We start from the raw sequence: 18,317 nt of genomic DNA, 5'->3' as shown, positions 1-18,317 counted from the left end.
GGTGGGACGTCACTGCTTCAGCAGCAGCGCGCCTTCGGGTTCGTCTCCTGCTCGTCGATGAGCTCGCGCCAGAATTCGCGTTCGCACATCGCACCCTCGCGGGTGCCGTGGTGGCGCTCGTAGTGCTCAAGGTAGTGGACGTAGGCGTTTTCGCCCATGACCTCCTTGAGGTACCAGTGCACGGCCTTGAACGGGCGGGCGACTGCGGCAGCAAACGAACTCATCGTCACTTCTCCTTCGGAGCGGCGTGCGAGCCGGAACCGGTGTCCGAGGCACCGTGATCCTTCTCAGCCTTCTCCTTCGAGGATACGCCGACAGCACCAGCGGGCGCGAGACCGTGCTTGCGACGGTACTCCTCCCACTGGGCCTCGACTTCGCGCTCGGCCTTCGTGGCGATGAGGCCGGCTGGGGCGAAGAGCTTCGTCGGCACGAACGCGGCTTCGGTCGTCTCCATCGGGCCGGTGCGGATCGACTTGATGCTCACCGCGATCGCCATGACGACGACCATGAGCACCAGCGAGGCGAACACGATCGACAGCGTGCCCTGGATGAACGTGTTGCGCACAACCGCGCGCATCGCATCGACACCCTCGGTGGTGCCCAGTGAGGTCTCACCGGCGGCGAGTGCCTGCTTGTAGGCCGAGTGCTGCGCCCAGTAGCCGAGCTTCGGGTCAGAGGAGAAGATCTTCTGCCACGAGGCGGTCATCGTCACGGCAAGGTCCCAGGCCAGCGGGATCCCGGGGATCCACGCATAGCGCGCCTTGCCGACCTTGCAGACCAAGGCGAACACCACCGCCAAGGCGATTGCCGCCAACAGCTGGTTGGAGATGCCGAACAGCGGGAACAGCGTGTTGATGCCGCCGAGTGGGTCGGTCACACCCATGAGCAGGATCGAGCCCCAGGCGCCGACCATGACGATCGTCGAGACCCAGGCGCCGATGTTCCAGGATGGGTCGCGGAACTTCGGCCAGAAGTTGCCCATCCAGTCCGAGAACATGAAGCGGGCGACACGGGTGCCGGCGTCGATGGTGGTGAGGATGAACAGTGCTTCGAACATGACCGCGAAGTGGTACCAGAAGCTCATCGCCGACTGCCCGCCGAAGCCGGGCACCTGATGCAGGATATGGGCCATGCCCATCGCCAGGGTCGGCGCGCCGCCGGTGCGCGAGACGATCGAACCCTCGCCGACGGCCTCGCCGGCGGCGTCGAGTTCGGCGGCGGTCGTCTGCGTCTCCATGAACGGATTCGAGTTGATGAACTCGGCAGCTCCCTCGGCGGTGCCGCCGGTCAGCGGCTCGGCTGCGTTCATGGCGAAGTAGATTCCCTTGTCGAGGCAGATCGCGGCGACGAGCGCCATGATCGCCACGAAGGACTCCATGAGCATGCCGCCGTAGCCCACCAGACGCGCCTGCGATTCCTTCTCCAGAAGCTTCGGCGTCGTGCCCGAGGACACCAGAGCGTGGAAGCCGGAGAGCGCACCACAGGCGATGGTGATGAACAGGAACGGGAACAGGGATCCGGCGAAGGCCGGGCCCTCGGAGTTCGAGGCGAACGGGGTGGCGGCCGGCATCTGCACGGTCGGGTTGACGATGATGATGCCGACGGCCAGCAGCACGATGGTGCCGATCTTCATGAAAGTCGACAGGTAGTCGCGCGGGGCCAGCAGCACCCACACCGGCAGCACAGCTGCGAAGAAGCCGTAGATCATCAGCGACCAGGCCAGCGTCGTCTTCGACAGGTGGAACATCTCAGCCAGCGCCGGGTTGGCATTGACCCAACCGCCAGCGACGATCGCGAGCACGAGGAGGGTGATGCCGATGACAGAGGTCTCGATGACCTTGCCGGGGCGGATGTAGCGCATGTAGATGCCCATGAATACGGCGATCGGGATCGTCATCGCGATCGAGAAGACGCCCCACGGGCTCTCGGCCAGGGCGTTGATGATGACAACACCGAGCACGGCGATGAGGATGATCATGATGAGCAGGATGCCGAGGCTGGCGATGAAGCCGCCGACGGAGCCGAGCTCGTCACGGGCCATCTGGCCCAGCGACCGGCCGTTGCGGCGGGTCGAGAAGTACAGCACCATGTAGTCCTGCACCGCACCGGCGACGATGACGCCGAGGATGATCCACAGCGTGCCGGGCAGGTAGCCCATCTGGGCGGCCAGGATCGGGCCGACGAGCGGGCCGGCGCCGGAGATCGCGGCGAAGTGGTGACCGAACACGACGCGGCGGTCGGTCGGGGTGAAGTCGCGGCCGTTCTCGTTGATCTCAGCGGGGGTCGCCCGCTTGAGGTCAGGGCGGCAGATCTTCCACTCGATGAACTTCGCATAGAAACGGAAGGCGATGAGGTAGCTGCCGACCGCGGCGGCGACGAACCAGCTGGCTGAGAGGTTCTCGCCGCGCACGAACGCGACCATCACCCAGCCGACGGCGGCGATCGCAGCGATCGCAACCCACAGGACGATCTTGCCCGGAGTCCAACGCGGACGTTCGATCACGCCGACTGGAGGCAGACTCTCATCGGTTTTGACGTATTCAACCGACATACGTGCTCCATTTCTGCTCTGTCGCATGAGCCCAGCCGGGTCAGGCGGGGCATCACGGGAACTGGGGGGCATTCGCCTGGTGGTGCGGGCTCCGCACGGCACGGCGCAGCGACGCTGGGGGCCGGGGAGGCGGAATGCCCGGGAGAAGTGTGTGAGTTCCCTGAGACTGAATACATGGTGGAGCCAATTCTGTGATTTGTCTAACTTTTCGGCAGGTTCTGCGCGAACCACCGTCAAACCGTTACCAAAGCTGCGCATCTGTTCACTCTGCGGACAGTCCAGTGGTGCTCTGCGCCGCTGTCCGCCGCCGAGGCGGTGGTCGGGTGGCCGAGTCGCAGACCGCGGGTGCGGAAGTGGCACAATGGAATCCATGACCGCCACGCACGATCCGCAGACCCGCCTGCGGACTCTCTCCGGAATCCAGGCCACCTCCGACTCCCTCCACCTGGGCAACTACATAGGTGCGCTGCAGCAGTTCGTGGAGCAGCAGGAGACGCACGACGCGTTCTTCTTCATCGCGAACATGCACGCGATCACCGTCGAGCAGGATCCCGCGCTGCTGCGCGAGCGGACCCTGCGCACCGCCGCCCAGTTCCTCGCCGCCGGCATCGACCCGGAGAAGTCGACGATCTTCGTGCAGTCCCACGTGCCTGAGCACACGCAGCTGTCTTGGGTGCTCGAATGCACCACCGGGCTGGGTGAGGCGCAGCGGATGACGCAGTTCAAGGACAAGTCCGCCAAGCGCGAGAACGTCTCGCTCGGCCTGCTGACCTACCCGGCGCTCATGGCCGCCGACATCCTCATGTACCACCCGGATGTCGTGCCGGTCGGTGAGGATCAGCGCCAGCACCTGGAGCTCACCCGCAATCTCGCCGAGCGCTTCAACCACCGCTACGGGCACACCTTCACGGTGCCCGAGGCTGGGATTCCGAAGGAGACGGCCAAGATCTACGATCTGCAGGACCCGACGGCGAAGATGTCGAAGTCGGCGGCCTCCCCAGCCGGTCTCATCAACATCCTTGACGAGCCCAAGGCGCTGGCGAAGAAGTTCAAGTCCGCCGTGACCGACAACGACACCGTCATCGCCTACGATCCCGAGCGCAAGCCCGGTGTGTCGAACCTGCTGACGATCTACTCCTCGCTGTCCGGCCGGCCGATCGATGCGATCGTGACCGAGTTCGACGGCAAGATGTACGGCCACCTCAAGGTCGCCCTCGCTGACCTCGCCGTCGAGACGCTCTCACCGGTGCGCGAGCGCACCCTCGAGCTGCTCGATGACCCGGCTGAGCTCGAGCGACTGCTGGCGATCGGTGCCGATGCCGCCCAGGCGATTGCCGAGCAGACGATCAAGGACGTGTATGACCGCATCGGGTTCCTCCGCCGCTGAGTCACCGGGCCGGGTGCCCCGTCCCCACGAGCCGGGCCTCGGGCCGGCGTGGGGAACGCCGCCGGGCGTCCCTGAACTGCCGCCGGACGACGGCACCGGGATGGTCTCGATCGGGGTGACCCTCGACGTGCCCGAGCCCTACGGCTCCCAGCTGCAGTCGCTGCGGGCCTCACTCGGCGATGCCCGTGGCACGAGCGTCCCGGCTCACATCACCCTCATCCCGCCGATGGAGATCCCGGCCACCGCGTGGCCGATCGTGCGCGAGCACATCCGCAGCGTCGCGAACACAACGTCGCCGTTCACGCTGCAGCTGCGGGGGACCGGGACGTTCATGCCGACCTCGCCGGTCGTGTTCATCACCGTCGCCCGCGGCATCTCCGAATGCCAGCAGCTCTCCGAGGCGCTGCGCCACGGAGTGCTGAATCAGCAGCTGGCGTTTCCGTACCACCCGCACGTCACCATCGCCCAGGAGCTCGACGAGGAGGTCCTCGAACGGGCCTACCGGGAATCGGCCGACTACGACGTGTCATTCATGGCCCACGGCTTCGGCGTGTACTTCCACACCGCTGATGAGGAATGGCAGCTGTTCGACAATGTGCCCTTCGGTCCGTAACCCGGCCACCGCCTCGGGAACGGTGCGCCAGGCGGGTGGCATCTGCTCAGCTGAGCGGGAAGAATGGCAGATGTGAAGAAGAAGACTGCACCGCGCAATCTCGCCCCCGAGATGCTGCACACCGCCGCCCGCCTCGAAGACCGCTACCACACCTGGGCACGGGAGAAGGCGACGAAGCGCGGCTGGCACCGTACCGTCATCGCCTACGACTCCTACGGCAGCGAGAACTTCATCCGCGTCCTCGCCCGCGTCGTGCTGACCAAGACCGGCCAGCCGGCAGCCGATACGCAGGCCTCGATCCGCGGCTGGCGGTCGTTCGTCAATGTGCCGCTGTCCGATGACCACGCCTGGGTGCGCGTCAACGGCGCTGAGCACATGGTCACCGCCGATCGAGGCGGCATCGTCGACGCGATCATCCCCGGTGACTTCGAGCCCGGCAACGTCGAGATCGAACTGTGGACCAATGACTCGCTCGTCGACACCGCCAATGTGCGCATCATCGGTCAGGAGCAGGGCTTCGGGATCGTCTCCGACATCGACGACACCGTCATGGTCACCGCGCTGCCGCGTCCCTTCCTCGCCGCCTGGAACACCTTCGTCCTCGATGAGCACGCTCGCTCGCCGGTGGCCGGGATGTCGGTTCTCTACGACCGGCTGACCTATCTGCGCCCGAACTCGCCGATCCTGTACCTGTCGACCGGGCCGTGGAACGTCGCCCCGACCCTCAAACGCTTCCTCACCCGGAACATGTACCCGGTCGGACCGCTGCTGCTGACCGACTGGGGGCCGACAGCCACCCGCGCGTTCCGCTCCGGGCAGGATCACAAGCGCGCCACCCTCGAACGTCTGGCCCGGGAGTTCCCGCAGGTCAAGTGGCTGCTCATCGGCGATGATGGGCAGCATGACGAGGAGATCTACGGCGAGTTCGTCGAGAACCACCCGGACAATGTCGTCGCGGTGGCGATCCGGCAGCTGACCGTCGGCGAGGCGGTGTGGGCCGGCGGTCGCTCGAAGGGCTCCGGCCGTGGCCAGGGCGTGCCCTGGATCTACGCTCCCGACGGTGCCGGGCTTGCCTCGAAGCTCACCGAGCGCGGCATCTTCTCCTCACTCTGAGGCGGCTGCGCGCTGCCGGCGCTCGCGCCGCCGCAGAGTCGTGAACGCGATGCCACCGGCGGCGAGCACTGCCGCGGCTGCGGCGATGAGGACGACCGGGGAGCCCAGGGGGCTGGCCGGCTTCTGCGCCTCTGCCGCCGCGGTCTCCTCGTGCGTGGGTGCGGCGGGTTCCGGGCTCGGCTCCGCACTGGGCTCCGGGATCAGCGCAACGGTCGTCTCGACCGGCAGGTCCGACTGCGCGAACGACCAGTCGAGCAGGTCGATGGCCGCCTGACGGGTGCTGTTGTCCGAATGCAGGATCGCCGCCGCATAGGTCCTGCCGCCCCGTTTCGCCACCGCGACGAAGCTGCCCTTGGACTTGACCGTGTAGCCGTTCTTGAGCCCGAGCCCGCCGTCGATGCGCCCGACGATCTTCGTGTGATCCTGGATCGGGTAGCCCTTGAACTTCTCCTTCGTCTCCGGGTTCACACCACCAGGCATCTTGTATTCGGTCGTCTGCACGATCTTCATGAGGTAGTCGTTGTCCAGCATCGCCTTGGCGATGATGAGCTGGTCGCGCACCGTCGTCACCTGGCCGTCGGCATCCAGGCCTGAGGTGTTCTTCGGCACCGTGCCGGTCAGCCCGAGCTCGTCGGCCTTGGCCTCCATGAGCTCGACGGCCTTCTCCTGCCCGCCGGCGGCATTGGCCAGGGCATGGGCGGCATCGTTGGCACTCGACATGAGCATCGCGTGGAAGAGCTGGTCAACGGTGTACTCGTTCTTCTGCACGAGCCCGACCTTGGTGCCGTCGACGGCCATATCGTCGAAGACCGCCTCGTACTTCTGCTCTGGGTCATCGAGCACATCGACGAGAGCCAGAGCGGTCAGCAGTTTGATGACCGAGGCCGGAGCGAGCTGCCGGTCCATCTCGCGGGAGGTGAACACGTCACCGGAGTCGAGGTCGCCGACGACCCACGCGGAGGCCTTCGGCTGCGGCGCCGGGGCGCCGTCTTCGATGAGGGCGCGTTCGTACATCGTCTCTGTCGGAGATGCCTCTGGCTCGGCAACGACATCAGCTGCCGCGCCAGGGGAGGCTAATGCAGCAGGGGAGGCCAGAGCAGCGGCCGGTGTGAGCGCGCTGCCGGCCACGACGGCTGCAGCAGCAACGCCGGCGCAGAGGCAGGCGCGCAGGCGAGCACGCCGCGTCTGTGTGGAACGAATCGAGTGGTTCACAGGTCGCAAGTCTAACCATGCCAGCTGAGACCACCGGCACCTTATCGCCCACCGCCTCGGGAACGGGGGGCAGAACCAGGGTGAATGCACTCAGGCCCCGTGCCGCCAAGATGCGGGACGGGGCCTGATGCGCGTGGTGGGTCAGAAGGCGCGCTGGAGCAGCGCCTGCTTGACCTCGGCGATCGCCTTGGTCACCTCGATGCCGCGCGGGCAGGCTTCGGTGCAGTTGAAGGTGGTGCGGCAGCGCCACACGCCCTCCTTGTCATTGAGCACCTCCAGGCGCATGTCGCCGCCCTCATCGCGGGAGTCGAAGATGAAGCGGTGGGCGTTGACGATCGAGGCCGGACCGAAGTACTGACCGTCGGTCCAGAACACCGGGCACGAGGTGGTGCACGATGCACACAGGATGCACTTGGTGGTGTCGTCGAAGCGCTCACGATCCTCGATCGACTGCAGGCGCTCACGCGTCGGCTCGTGACCGGAGGTGATGAGGAAGGGCATGATCTCACGGTACGACTGGAAGAACGGCTCCATGTCAACGATGAGGTCCTTCTCCAGCGGCAGGCCCTTGATCGCCTCGACGGTGATCGTCTTGTTCGTATCGAGGTCCTTCAGCAGGGTCTTGCAGGCCAGACGGTTGCGGCCGTTGATCCGCATCGCATCCGAACCGCACACGCCGTGCGCACACGAGCGGCGGAACGACAGCGAACCGTCGATCTCCCACTTGATCTTGTGCAGGGCGTCGAGCACACGGTCGGTGCCGTGCATTGTGACCTTGTACTGCTCCCAGTGCGGGGCCTCGTCCTTCTCGGGGTCGAAGCGCGCGATCTGGAAGGTGCAGTCGAAGGACGGGATTTCGCCGCCGCCACCGCCGAGGTGGTCGGGGAGATCGACCTTGGATGCAGGCTCTGCAGTGTTCTGATTCTCGCTCATCAGTACTTACGCTCCATCGGCTGGTATCGGGTGACGACGACCGGCTTGGTCTCCAGGCGCATGCCCTTGATGCCCTCTGCCTCGCCGTCCGGATCGAGGTAGGTCATCGTGTGGTGCATGAAGTTCTCGTCGTCACGGTCGGGGAAGTCCTCGCGGAAGTGACCGCCGCGGGATTCCTTGCGGTGGATGGCTGCCACCGTGACGACCTCAGCGATCTCGAGCAGGAAGCCCAGCTCGATCGCTTCGAGGAGGTCGAGGTTGAAGCGCTTGCCGCGGTCGTGGATGCCGACGTTGCGGTAGCGCTCGCGCAGCCGCTCGATCTCGTCGAGTGCCTCGCGCAGGGTCTCATCGGTGCGGAACACCTGGACGTTGGCGTCCATGATCTCCTGCAGATCCTTGCGGATCGAACCGACGAGTTCGGTGCCGTTCGATGCGCGCATCGTGTCGACGAGCTCGACAGTGCGGTCTGCGGCACCCTCCGGCAGCTCCGGCAGCTCGGCGGTCTTGGCGTATTCCGCGGCGGCGATGCCGGCGCGCTTGCCGAAGACGTTGATGTCGAGCAGCGAGTTGGTGCCCAGGCGGTTCGAGCCGTGCACGGAGACACAGGCGGTCTCACCGGCGGCGTAGAGGCCGGGGACGATGTCGGTGTTGTTGGCCAGCACCTCGGACTTGACGTTGGTCGGGATGCCGCCCATCGCGTAGTGCGCGGTCGGGAACACCGGCACCGGCTCAGTGTAGGGCTCCACGCCGAGGTAGGTGCGGGCGAACTCGGTGATGTCCGGCAGCTTCGCGTCGATGTGCGCCGGCTCCAGGTGGGTGAGGTCGAGCAGCACGTAGTCCTTGTTCGGTCCGCAGCCGCGGCCCTCACGCACCTCGTTGGCCATCGACCGGGCGACGATGTCACGCGGTGCGAGGTCCTTGATGGTTGGGGCGTAGCGCTCCATGAAGCGCTCACCGTCGGCGTTGCGCAGCACCGCTCCCTCGCCGCGGGCAGCCTCGGAGAGCAGGATGCCGAGGCCCGCCAGGCCGGTCGGGTGGAACTGGAAGAACTCCATGTCCTCCAGCGGGATGCCGTTGTTGTAGGCAACCGCGACACCGTCACCGGTCAGCGTGTGGGCGTTCGAGGTGGTCTTGAAGATCTTGCCGAACCCGCCGGAGGCGAAGACGACGGCCTTGGCGCGGAAGACGTGGATCTCACCGGTGGCCAGCTCGTAGGACACCACGCCGGCCGGGCGGCGAACGCCGTCGACCTCGGTCATGATGAGGTCGAGGACGTAGAACTCGTTGTAGAACTCGACGCCGTGCTTGACGCAGTTCTGGTACAGCGTCTGGAGGATCATGTGGCCGGTGCGGTCTGCAGCGTAGCAGGCGCGGCGAACGGGCGCCTTGCCGTGATCGCGGGTGTGGCCGCCGAAACGGCGCTGGTCGATTTTGCCCTCCGGGGTGCGGTTGAAGGGCAGGCCCATCTTCTCCAGATCGAGGACAGCGTCGATGGCCTCCTTGGCCATCACCTCGGCAGCATCCTGATCGACGAGGTAGTCGCCGCCCTTGATGGTGTCGAAGGTGTGCCACTCCCAGTTGTCCTCCTCGACGTTGGCCAGCGCGGCGCACATGCCGCCCTGTGCCGCGCCGGTGTGGGAGCGGGTCGGGTAGATCTTGGTCAGCACGGCGGTGCGTGCGCGCTGGCCGGATTCGATGGCAGCGCGCATTCCAGCGCCGCCGGCACCGACGATCACCACGTCGTAGTCATGTACCTGCATAGAAATCCAATTCTCCTTGGCCGGAAAGAGCCGTTGGGGCGAGTGAGAGAGGCGCAATCACCGTGAGCAGAAGTCAGGGATGAGCGACGGATCGGCTCCGACCGGGCACGGATCGAACGTGAAGATCACGAGCGTGCCGAGCACGATGATGACCGCCGAGGCGATGTAGAGCGTCAGCAGCAGCGCCATGCGGGTGCGCGGCTTCTCTGCGTAGTCGCTGATGATCGTGCGCATGCCGTTGGTGCCGTGCAGCATGGCCAGCCACAGCATGAGCAGATCCCAGATCTGCCAGAACGGGCTTGCCCACTTGCCGGCGACGAAGCCGAAGTCGAGGCCCTGGACGCCCTCGCCCTGCCACAGGTTGACGAACAGGTGCCCGAAGATGAGCACGATGAGCACGACGCCGGAGAGGCGCATGAACAGCCAGGCCCAGAGTTCGAAGCGCGAGCGCGTGGACTTGTGCCGGTCATAGCCGGTGCGCGGTGCGGGAATGGTCGACGTCATGTTCCTCAGCCTCCGAACGTGTGCATCAGGTGTCGGGGCAGGAACGCGGCCATCATGATGACCCAGCCGATGATGACTGCCCAGAACAGCTTCTTCTGGTTCTTCGGGCCGCCGGACCAGAAGTCGACAGCGGCGATGCGCAGGCCGTTGAAAGCGTGGAACACAATGGCTGCGACCAAGCCGATTTCGCCGATGGCCATCAGAGGGGTCTTGTACGTCGCGATGACGGCGTCATACGCCTCAGGCGAGACACGGACAAGAGCTGTGTCGAGCACGTGTACGAGCAGGAAGAAGAAGATGCCGACGCCGGTCACGCGATGCGCAACCCAAGACCACATTCCTTCATTTCCGCGGTACAGAGTGCCCGTTGACGCATTGGCCACGGGGCATCCTCCAAGTGAAATGCGAACAGATGTGTACCACTTGAAATTACGCCGAACTGGGGAGAATCGCCAATCTGCCCGGCGGCATTGTTGCCGATTCGATGTGAATCCCCTCAAAGAGGCGTCCATAGAACGGACGCGAGATCTCGCGTTGGATTTAGGACATGCCAGTGTGCCGTAAACATGATGGGTCTGTGTCCGCATCGTCTGAGGCGCCGGTGAGCGTCTGCGCATGTGCTGAGCAGGAGAGGCGGTATCGTGGCCGGCAGGTGCGCGGTGTGCCGAAGATGCCTCCGGCGCCGCAGTCACGCCAGAGTTGCAGTCTGAGACGGAGGATGAGACGCGATGAATCCGCACTTCCACGCAGTGATCCCGGCCGGCGGCTCCGGCACCCGGCTGTGGCCGGTCTCCCGGGAGGCCTCCCCGAAGTTCCTCCATGATGTCCTCGGCCTCGGCCGCACCCTGCTCCAGTCGACCTGGGATCGCGTCCTCCCACTCGTCGACGCCGACCGCACCTGGGTCGTCACCGGCACCAGCCACGCCGCAGCCGTCGCCGGCCAGCTGCCCGAGCTGCGGGCCGACCGGATCATCACCGAACCCTCGCCCAAGGACTCCGCTGCCGCCATTGGCCTGGCCGCGATGCTCATCCACGACACCGACCCGCAGGCGATCATCGGCTCCTTCTCCGCCGACCACTCGATCACCAATGTCGCCGAGTTCCATGACGTCATCGGCCAGGCAGTCACCGCCGCCGAGCAGACCGGTGACATCGTCACCATCGGCATCACCCCCACCTACCCGGCCACCGCCTACGGCTACATCAAAACCGGCTCCCACCTCGGGATCCCCGGCGCCTATGCCGCCCGCCGTGCCGCCGCCTTCGTCGAAAAACCCGCCGCCTCGGTCGCCCGAACCTACGTCTACTCCGGCTCCTACCGCTGGAACGCCGGCATGTTCATCGCCACCACCGAGGCGATGCTCGCCGTGCTGGCCGAACAGGCCCCTGAGCTCTACGCCGCGCTGCGCTCGGTCGCCGACATCTGGCACGACGCGTCCGCCCGCGAGCAGAAGCTCGCCGAGGTGTGGCCGGGCCTGGAGAAGCGTGCGATCGACTACGTCGTGGCTGAACCGGCCGCCGAGGCCGGCCGGGTCATCGTCGTGCCCGGTGACTTCGGCTGGGATGACGTCGGCGACTTCGACTCGGTGGCCAAGCTGCGCCAGCCGGTGCCCGGCGAATCCTCAGCCGTCTACGCGATCGGCGAGGAATGCCAGATCGTCGACGTCGACACCTCGGGAGTGGTCTTCTCCAGCACCGACCGGCTCGTCGCCCTCGTCGGACTCGACGATGTCGTCGTCGTCGACACCGACGACGTGCTGCTCGTCGCCTCCCGCTCCCACGCCCAGGACGTCAAGGCCGCCGTCAGCCGGGTCGCCGAGATGGGCCGGGACGACCTGCTCTGACCCCGCACCCGAGGCGGGACCGCCACCCGGCACCGGCTCGCCTGAGCGGATTGTGAAGTTTTGGGACGCCCGCCCAGGATCGTCGCAGGTCGGCTGACTAGAATCGGACGCTGTGATCCAAATCCACCTTGCGCCCTTCTACGATGAGCTGCTCGAGTTCCGGCGTGACATCCACGCCCACCCCGAGCTGTCCTACGAGGAGTTCCGGACGACGGAGAAGATCCTCGGGTTCCTGCGCAACGCCGACCTCGACCCGCAGGCCCTCGAGGGCACCGGCGTCGTCTGCGAAGTCGGCGAGGGCCCGCTGGTCGCCGCTCTGCGCGCCGACATCGACGCTCTGCCGCTCGATGACCTGACCGGCACCCCGTTCGCCTCGACGGTGCCCGGCGTCGCCCATGCCTGCGGCCACGACATCCATCTGAGCTCGCTTGCCGGAGCCGGCCGGGTGCTGAGTTCCATCCACAAGGAGCTGCCCGGCGGACTCGGCGGGCGGATCCGGATGATCTTCCAGCCAGCCGAGGAGGTCACCCCCGGCGGTGCGCTCAAGGTCATCAGCCAGGGTGTGCTTGCCGATGTGCCGCGCGTCTTCGCCATCCACTGCGACCCCAACGTCGACGTCGGCAAGGTCGGCTCGCGCATCGGCCCGATCACCGCGGCCGGTGACACCGTCATCATCCGGCTCTCCGGCCACGGCGGCCACACCTCGCGCCCGCACCTGACCGAGGACCTCGTCTACGCCCTCGGCAAGCTCACCACTGACCTGCCGGCCACGCTCTCACGCCTCATCGACCCCCGCCATGCGATCTCGCTCGTGTGGGGCGAGATCCGCGCCGGCCACGCGCCCAATGTCGTGCCGTCCGACGGGTTCCTGCAGGGCACCCTGCGCTGCCTCGACGTCGACGGCTGGAACCAGGTCGCCGAGGTGCTGCCCGACCTCGTCGAACGCGTCACCGGGCCCTACGGCGTCACCGTCGACCTGGAGCACCGCCGTGGCGTCCCACCGGTGGTCAACACCGAAGAGGACGTCTCCCTGCTCGAGGCCGCCGTGCGCGATGAGCTCGGCCCGGGCAGCGTGCAGCTGACCCCGCAGTCGATGGGCGGGGAGGACTTCGCCTGGTACCTGACGAACTGTCCGGGCGCGCTCGTGCGCGTGGGCACCCGCACGCCGGGCGGGATTACGTACGATATCCACCAAGGCGATTACCTCGTCGATGAACGCGCACTGGAGATGAGCGTCCGCGTCTACACCGCGATGGCGCTTCGAGCCCTGGGAGTCCCGTGGTCTTGAAACCTGCCGCAGCCCTCACCACGGCCCTCATCGTGCCCGGAGTGGTGCTGCTGACAGGGTGCGGCTCCGAGGAGCCGGCCGAGCCGCTGCTCACCAGCGGCTGCATGGTCTCCTCACCGGCCGGCTTCGACGACCGCTCGATCGGCCAACTGAGCTTCGGCGAGGTGTCCAACGCCCAGCGCTCCGACTTCCTCGGCTCGACCTCCACCCAGCGCGTCGACTCCCTCGGTGACACCCGCCGCGCGCTGGAGAACTACGCCGAGCGTGGCTGCACGCTCACCGCGCTGCTCGGCCCCGGTGGGGCGCAGATGCTCGCCGAGGTCGCCGCCGGCCACCCCGAACAGGCGTGGATGGCCGTGGCCACCGGCGGTGCTGGAGCCGGCGGGCAGGAGTTCCCGGACAACGTCATCACCGTCGACTTCGACCTGCTCGAACCGGCCTTCATCGCCGGTTACATCGCCGCCGCCAGCTCCAAGACCGGCATCGTCTCGGCCTACTCCTCCTACGGATTCGAGAACAACCGCGGACTGCTCACCGCCTTCGACGCCGGCGTCGACCTGTTCAACGAGGACACCGATGCGGCAGACGACGAGCGCGTGCGCAGCCACCGCGCCGGCCAGATCGAGGGCCGCACCGTCTCCGACACCACCGCCGCCGGCTTCGACATCACCGCCGAAGCGATCGAGGCCGACGCTGATGTCATCGTGCCCTTCGCCTCGGGTGCGGCCAGCGGTTCGCTCACCTGGTTCCAGGAGCACTACTTCCCGCCGGTCGAAGAGACCGCCGGGCCCGAGGCGGAAGACGCCCCTGCAGACGAGCCCACCGAGGTGCCCGCAGACGAACCCAAGCGCACCCTCGTGTGGTACGGCGCCGACGGCTCGGAGGCCCTCGGGCGGGTCGGCCGCTACGTCATCGCCTCGATCGTGCCCAACATCGCCGCCGGCTTCCAGACCACCATCGAAGGCTGGCCGCAGACCGGCTTTGCCGGCGAACTCGAACCGGCCGGGCAGAAGCCGGAGCCGATCGGTGACCTGCTCGTGCGCTCCCACAGCTACCGCGGCACGATCGAAAACGGTGGCATCACGATGGTCGCCTCCGATGTGCCGCTGTCCGGAGTCGCCGGGGTCGGCCGCGAGGTCGCCGATGTGCAGGAGCGGATCCGCTCCGGGGAGATCGAACTGCCCTGAGCCCATGCCGTAAGCTGAGGGACGTGGATTCCAAACTCTTTGAGACTCCCTTCGGAGTCGACCCCGATGACCCGATCCTCGAACTGCCGAAGGTGTCGCTGCACGACCACCTCGACGGCGGCCTGCGCCCCCAGACGATCATCGATCTTGCCGCCGAGGTCGGCCATGAGCTGCCGGCCACCGATGCCGAGGCGCTGCGCCGCTGGTTCTCCGAGTCCGCGAACTCCGGTGACCTGCCGCGCTACCTGGAGACCTTCGACCACACCATCGCCGTCATGCAGACCGCCGAGGGCCTGACCCGGGTGGCCCGGGAGTGGGCGCTCGACCAGGTCGCCGACGGTGTCTTCTACGCCGAGGCTCGCTGGGCGCCCGAACAGCACGTCCAGCAGGGACTGTCGATGGACGAGGCCGTCGAAGCAGTCCAGCGCGGACTCGACGAAGCCGATGCGATCGCTGCTGACAACGGCCGCTTCATCCGCACCGGCCAGATCATCACCGCCATGCGGCACGCTGACAACAGCCTGGCTGTCGCCGAACTCGCCCTGCGCCACCGCGACCGCGGCGTCGTCGCCTTCGACATCGCCGGCGCCGAGGACGGCTTCCCGCCGGCTGACCACCTCGCCGCCTTCCACCTGCTGCACCGTGAGTGCTTCCCGATCACCATCCACGCAGGCGAAGCCGCCGGGGTGGAGAGCATCCACGCCGCCGTGCAGATCTGCCACGCCCAGCGCATCGGCCACGGCGTGCGCCTCATCGACGATATGCAGTTCACCGGGGACAACGGCAGCGGCAGCCTCGGCCGGCTCGCCGCCTGGATCCTCGACCATCAGGTGCCCCTGGAGCTGTGCCCGTCGTCGAACCTGCAGACCGGGGCGGCGACCTCGATCGAGGACCACCCGATCACCCGGTTCAAGGAGCTCGGCTACGCCATCACCGTCAACCCGGACAATCGGCTGATGTCGGCGACCTCGATGACCCGTGAGATGCGCCTGCTCGTCGACCGCGCCGGTTGGCAGCAGCCAGACCTCGAATGGGCGACCGTCAACGCCCTGGGCGCGGCGTTCCTGCCCCACGATGCGCGCAACCGGTTCCTCGATGACCTCGTGATCCCGGGCTTCGAGCGTCTGGACCTGTGATTCCATGAGCGGCAAGCGACGCAAGCGCAGCGCCGGGGGAGACGACTCCGTTCACATCCACCCGTCCGACACCGCGCCGGCCCCGTCTGCCGACGAGACCGCAGGCGCAGCCGGCAGCCCGCTGACCCCGGGCACCCCGATGGCGACCCACCCGTGGACGCTGTGGCTGGCCATCGCTATGGTCGTGCTCGAAGCGGTCGTGCTCGTTGTGGCTGCGGTGTTCTTCGTGCGCACCGGCGGTGCCGCCGGGGCCGAGCTGCGCAGCTCCCTGTTCGGGCTGGCCGTCATGTTCATCATCATGGCCACCGGCCTCGTGCTCGTCGCCCGCGGGCTGCACCGGATGCGCCGCTGGGCGCGCCCGGCCACCGTGGCCTGGCAGCTGCTCCAGGCGCTGTTCGGGCTCTCGATGTGGGGTGCTGGCATGGCTCTGCAGGTCGGGGCGATCCTGCCGGCGGTGCTGTGCCTCTTCGGGCTCTTCAGCCCCGCCAGCGTGCGCGCTTACGAACAGGCGCTCGGCGCCGGCGGCAGCGAACAGCACTTCGACCAGCAAGACGACTGACGAGCCCGGGCCGGCTGGGATCAGCCGCCGAGCTCGCTCTGCTCGGAATCCTCGTTCGAGGTGACGTCGTCATCGGAACCTGAGCCGTCACCGGCCCCACTGCCGTCTCCTGACCCGCCGTCGTCGCCGCTGCCGGCTCCATCGCGGTACGGGCCACAGGCCTCGCCGAGGAAGTCTCCGGCGAAATCGCCATCGGAATCGCGCAGGGACAGTGCTGTCTGCTGGATGCCCCACCACACCTCGGGCGCGGCAGCCCAGCGCAGGCGCATGTCCTCACGCTGATCAGGATCCTTGGCCAGATCCGAGGCCGCCAGCTCAATGCGGTCCTGGGCGTCATCGGCGGTGCAGCGGGCCTGCGAATCCGGGCCCTGCGGGTTGAGCTCGGCGATCTCATCGCCGTTGACCGTTGTGAGGGTGAACGCCGAATCGCCGAGCTGCTCGACGTCGAAGGTGCCCAGCACCTGGTAGAAGCTGCCCTCATGCGCGCTCACCTGCTCAGCATCGACGTTGACCGTCACGCTGTTGGGCATGTCCGGGGTCAGCGACACCTCGCCGGAGTCGGCGACATCGTTGAACGTGCGCAGGTAGACATTCAGGTAGGCCTCCTCGCCGTCGGCGGCGGCCTTCTCCAGGCCCTGCCACAGCGGGTCGTTGTCCTTCGCCCCGCCCGGGGAGGTGTCGACAACGACGACCGGGGGAGCGGAGTCCGGAGTCTCGACCGGGGTGACCTCGTCCGGTGACAGAGAGGGGCGCTGCTCGGGGCGCTCGGACTCGTTGACCGCACAGCCGCTCAGCAGCAGACCGGAGGCGCACACTGCGGCGGGGAAGATGAGGAGGCGTCGGCTCATGTGTCGAGTCTAGAGAATCACGGCCGCAGAGTGGCCAAGGCGGCCACGTGTGCCGGGGAGATTCTCAGCTGCGCAAGCGTCTTTTCGGCCGGATGCCGGTCGAGGAACTCCAGCAGCGCCGCCTTGCGGGAACCGGACCAGGAGGCGAACTCGTCGGCCTCCATGAAGTACTCCACCGGGTGCCCGGAGGTCTTGTGGTGCTCATTGACGACGGCCAGTGAGCGCACGTACTCCTCGGCGACGACCGCAGGCTCGACACCGGCCAGCTGCAGCATCCAGGCCGAGAACAGACCGGTGCGATCTCGGCCGGCCGAGCAGTGCAGGTACACCGGGCCGGTCTCCAGCGCCTCGGCGAGACTCTCCAGCGCACCGGCCAGCAGCCGCGGGAAGTGGGTGAGCAGCAGCGGGTACTGCTCGGGGTGGTTGAGGAACGGGTGGTCGATCGCCTTGACATAGGCCTCATCGCTGAAGTCCTCGACCGGGCAGGTGCGGATCGCAAACCGGTCCCAGGCCGCCTCGGGAACCTGCGGATCTGAAGGCCTGCGGCCCACCTCGGCGGGGGTGCGCAGATCAACGACCGAACGAATCCCCAGATCAGCCAGCTGGTCGACCCCGCGGGCGGTAATGAGCTCGCGGCGCCCTCCAGCGAACACGCGCCCGAGGCGGGTCATGCCCCCAGCGGCGGGCAGGCCGCCGAGGTCGCGCGGGCCGAGGGCACCGTCGACGGTGGGGAAGCGGTCAGCGGTCAAGAGGCGATCAGTGCTCACGTGGCAGTCTCCGGGGTCACGATGCGGGAACCGGTCTCGAAACCGGTTGACAGGGTGCGCAGCAGCTCGGTGAGCTTGCGCTGCTGGGCGTCGGTCAGCTCGGCGAGCAGGTCGGCCTCGTGGACGAGGAGGTCGGATAGGGCGTTGTCGACCTTCTGCTTGCCGACTTCGGTCAGAGTCACGAGGATCGACCGGCGGTCCTTGGGATCCGGGCGGCGAGAGACCCAGCCGACCTTGACGAGACGGTCGATGCGGTTGGTCATCGTCCCAGACGTCACCATCATCTCGCTGATGAGCCGGGAGGGGGAGAGCTCGTAGGGCTCACCCGCGCGGCGGAGTGCCGAGAGCACGTCGAAGGCCCAGACCTCCAGCTCATGGTCGTGGAAGGCCGACTTGCGCGCCTTGTCCAGCTGCTTGGCCAGCCGGGAGACCCGCGAGAGCACCTCCATCGGGGCGACATCGAGATCGGGGCGCTCGCGCCGCCATGCCGCTACGATCCGATCGACTTCATCCATGACCCCATTCTACTGCGATAGGGCCAGCGTCAAGATACTTTCCCGCAAAGCATCTTGATATCAAGGAACTTCCAGGCGGCGGCAGCGCCGCCCAGACGTC

At 67.1% G+C, this 18,317-nt stretch carries 18 protein-coding genes; 8 read left to right on the top strand and 10 right to left on the bottom strand.

What is annotated here, in order from left to right; all coding sequences use genetic code 11:
* Window positions 1–17: 17 nt before the first annotated feature.
* On the bottom strand, window positions 18–224 hold the full coding sequence (locus tag M3C25_RS04850) for a YbdD/YjiX family protein (protein WP_102161567.1): 207 nt from the start codon (window positions 222–224) through the stop codon (window positions 18–20).
* 2 nt (window positions 225–226) lie between these two features.
* Window positions 227–2,551 carry a carbon starvation CstA family protein gene (locus tag M3C25_RS04845; RefSeq protein ID WP_311200497.1) on the bottom strand — a complete coding sequence of 775 codons (2,325 nt, stop codon included), beginning with the start codon at window positions 2,549–2,551 and terminating at the stop codon, window positions 227–229.
* A gap of 370 nt (window positions 2,552–2,921) precedes the next feature.
* On the opposite strand from M3C25_RS04845, the gene trpS reads away from it, so the two are divergent.
* The 3 genes from trpS (at window position 2,922) to M3C25_RS04830 (ending at window position 5,664) form a co-directional block, all read left to right on the top strand.
* Window positions 2,922–3,938 (top strand): tryptophan--tRNA ligase, encoded by a 1,017-nt coding sequence (gene trpS, locus M3C25_RS04840; RefSeq protein WP_259855226.1) that lies wholly within the window; start codon window positions 2,922–2,924, stop codon window positions 3,936–3,938.
* The gene (locus M3C25_RS04835) at window positions 3,910–4,551 is read left to right on the top strand and encodes a 2'-5' RNA ligase family protein (RefSeq protein ID WP_217007037.1); all 642 of its coding nucleotides are present in this window, start codon (window positions 3,910–3,912) and stop codon (window positions 4,549–4,551) included. Before trpS ends, M3C25_RS04835 begins: the two co-directional genes overlap by 29 nt.
* A gap of 63 nt (window positions 4,552–4,614) precedes the next feature.
* Window positions 4,615–5,664, top strand: a complete 1,050-nt coding sequence (locus M3C25_RS04830) for an App1 family protein phosphatidate phosphatase (RefSeq protein WP_259855225.1) — start codon at window positions 4,615–4,617, stop codon at window positions 5,662–5,664.
* Here M3C25_RS04830 and M3C25_RS04825 read toward each other — a convergent pair.
* The 5 genes from M3C25_RS04825 to sdhC form a co-directional block, all read right to left on the bottom strand.
* Window positions 5,656–6,678 carry a D-alanyl-D-alanine carboxypeptidase family protein gene (locus M3C25_RS04825; protein WP_259855224.1) on the bottom strand — a complete coding sequence of 341 codons (1,023 nt, stop codon included), beginning with the start codon at window positions 6,676–6,678 and terminating at the stop codon, window positions 5,656–5,658. The genes M3C25_RS04830 and M3C25_RS04825 overlap by 9 nt on opposite strands.
* 339 nt (window positions 6,679–7,017) lie before the next feature.
* Window positions 7,018–7,809: a succinate dehydrogenase iron-sulfur subunit gene (locus M3C25_RS04820; protein WP_165882383.1), complete on the bottom strand. Its 792-nt coding sequence runs from the start codon at window positions 7,807–7,809 to the stop codon at window positions 7,018–7,020.
* The gene (gene sdhA / locus M3C25_RS04815; protein ID WP_102161580.1) at window positions 7,809–9,569 is read right to left on the bottom strand and encodes a succinate dehydrogenase flavoprotein subunit; all 1,761 of its coding nucleotides are present in this window, start codon (window positions 9,567–9,569) and stop codon (window positions 7,809–7,811) included. The genes M3C25_RS04820 and sdhA overlap by 1 nt, the downstream gene beginning before the upstream one ends.
* A gap of 57 nt (window positions 9,570–9,626) precedes the next feature.
* Window positions 9,627–10,073 carry a succinate dehydrogenase hydrophobic membrane anchor subunit gene (locus M3C25_RS04810; RefSeq protein ID WP_102161582.1) on the bottom strand — a complete coding sequence of 149 codons (447 nt, stop codon included), beginning with the start codon at window positions 10,071–10,073 and terminating at the stop codon, window positions 9,627–9,629.
* A 5-nt stretch (window positions 10,074–10,078) separates the two neighbouring features.
* Window positions 10,079–10,456, bottom strand: a complete 378-nt coding sequence (gene sdhC / locus M3C25_RS04805; RefSeq protein ID WP_102161584.1) for a succinate dehydrogenase, cytochrome b556 subunit — start codon at window positions 10,454–10,456, stop codon at window positions 10,079–10,081.
* A 345-nt stretch (window positions 10,457–10,801) separates the two neighbouring features.
* Between sdhC and M3C25_RS04800 the strand changes: the two genes are divergently transcribed.
* From M3C25_RS04800 to M3C25_RS04780, 5 genes are all read left to right on the top strand, one after another.
* Window positions 10,802–11,917: a mannose-1-phosphate guanylyltransferase gene (locus M3C25_RS04800; RefSeq protein ID WP_217007040.1), complete on the top strand. Its 1,116-nt coding sequence runs from the start codon at window positions 10,802–10,804 to the stop codon at window positions 11,915–11,917.
* A gap of 112 nt (window positions 11,918–12,029) precedes the next feature.
* On the top strand, window positions 12,030–13,205 hold the full coding sequence (locus tag M3C25_RS04795) for an amidohydrolase (protein WP_259855223.1): 1,176 nt from the start codon (window positions 12,030–12,032) through the stop codon (window positions 13,203–13,205).
* On the top strand, window positions 13,196–14,392 hold the full coding sequence (locus M3C25_RS04790; protein ID WP_259855222.1) for a BMP family ABC transporter substrate-binding protein: 1,197 nt from the start codon (window positions 13,196–13,198) through the stop codon (window positions 14,390–14,392). Before M3C25_RS04795 ends, M3C25_RS04790 begins: the two co-directional genes overlap by 10 nt.
* Window positions 14,393–14,415: 23 nt before the next feature.
* On the top strand, window positions 14,416–15,528 hold the full coding sequence (locus M3C25_RS04785; RefSeq protein ID WP_259855221.1) for an adenosine deaminase: 1,113 nt from the start codon (window positions 14,416–14,418) through the stop codon (window positions 15,526–15,528).
* A 4-nt stretch (window positions 15,529–15,532) separates the two neighbouring features.
* Entirely contained in the window at window positions 15,533–16,087 is a 555-nt protein-coding gene (locus M3C25_RS04780; RefSeq protein ID WP_259855220.1) for a hypothetical protein, read from the top strand.
* Between the two features lie 20 nt (window positions 16,088–16,107).
* Here M3C25_RS04780 and M3C25_RS04775 read toward each other — a convergent pair whose 3' ends face one another.
* Genes M3C25_RS04775 through M3C25_RS04765 form a run of 3 tightly spaced genes read right to left on the bottom strand, consistent with a single transcriptional unit; the run spans window position 16,108 to window position 18,217 of the window.
* The gene (locus M3C25_RS04775) at window positions 16,108–16,935 is read right to left on the bottom strand and encodes a hypothetical protein (RefSeq protein WP_259855219.1); all 828 of its coding nucleotides are present in this window, start codon (window positions 16,933–16,935) and stop codon (window positions 16,108–16,110) included.
* A 17-nt stretch (window positions 16,936–16,952) separates the two neighbouring features.
* Entirely contained in the window at window positions 16,953–17,702 is a 750-nt protein-coding gene (locus M3C25_RS04770; protein ID WP_259855218.1) for a tyrosine-protein phosphatase, read from the bottom strand.
* On the bottom strand, window positions 17,699–18,217 hold the full coding sequence (locus M3C25_RS04765) for a MarR family winged helix-turn-helix transcriptional regulator (protein WP_259855217.1): 519 nt from the start codon (window positions 18,215–18,217) through the stop codon (window positions 17,699–17,701). Before M3C25_RS04765 ends, M3C25_RS04770 begins: the two co-directional genes overlap by 4 nt.
* Window positions 18,218–18,317: the final 100 nt, after the last annotated feature.

It is taken from the genome of Brevibacterium luteolum, assembly GCF_025147615.1.
GTDB lineage: Bacteria > Actinomycetota > Actinomycetes > Actinomycetales > Brevibacteriaceae > Brevibacterium > Brevibacterium luteolum.
The sequence above is the reverse complement of the archived record's forward strand: the minus strand, read 5'-3'. Positions and strand labels throughout refer to the sequence as shown.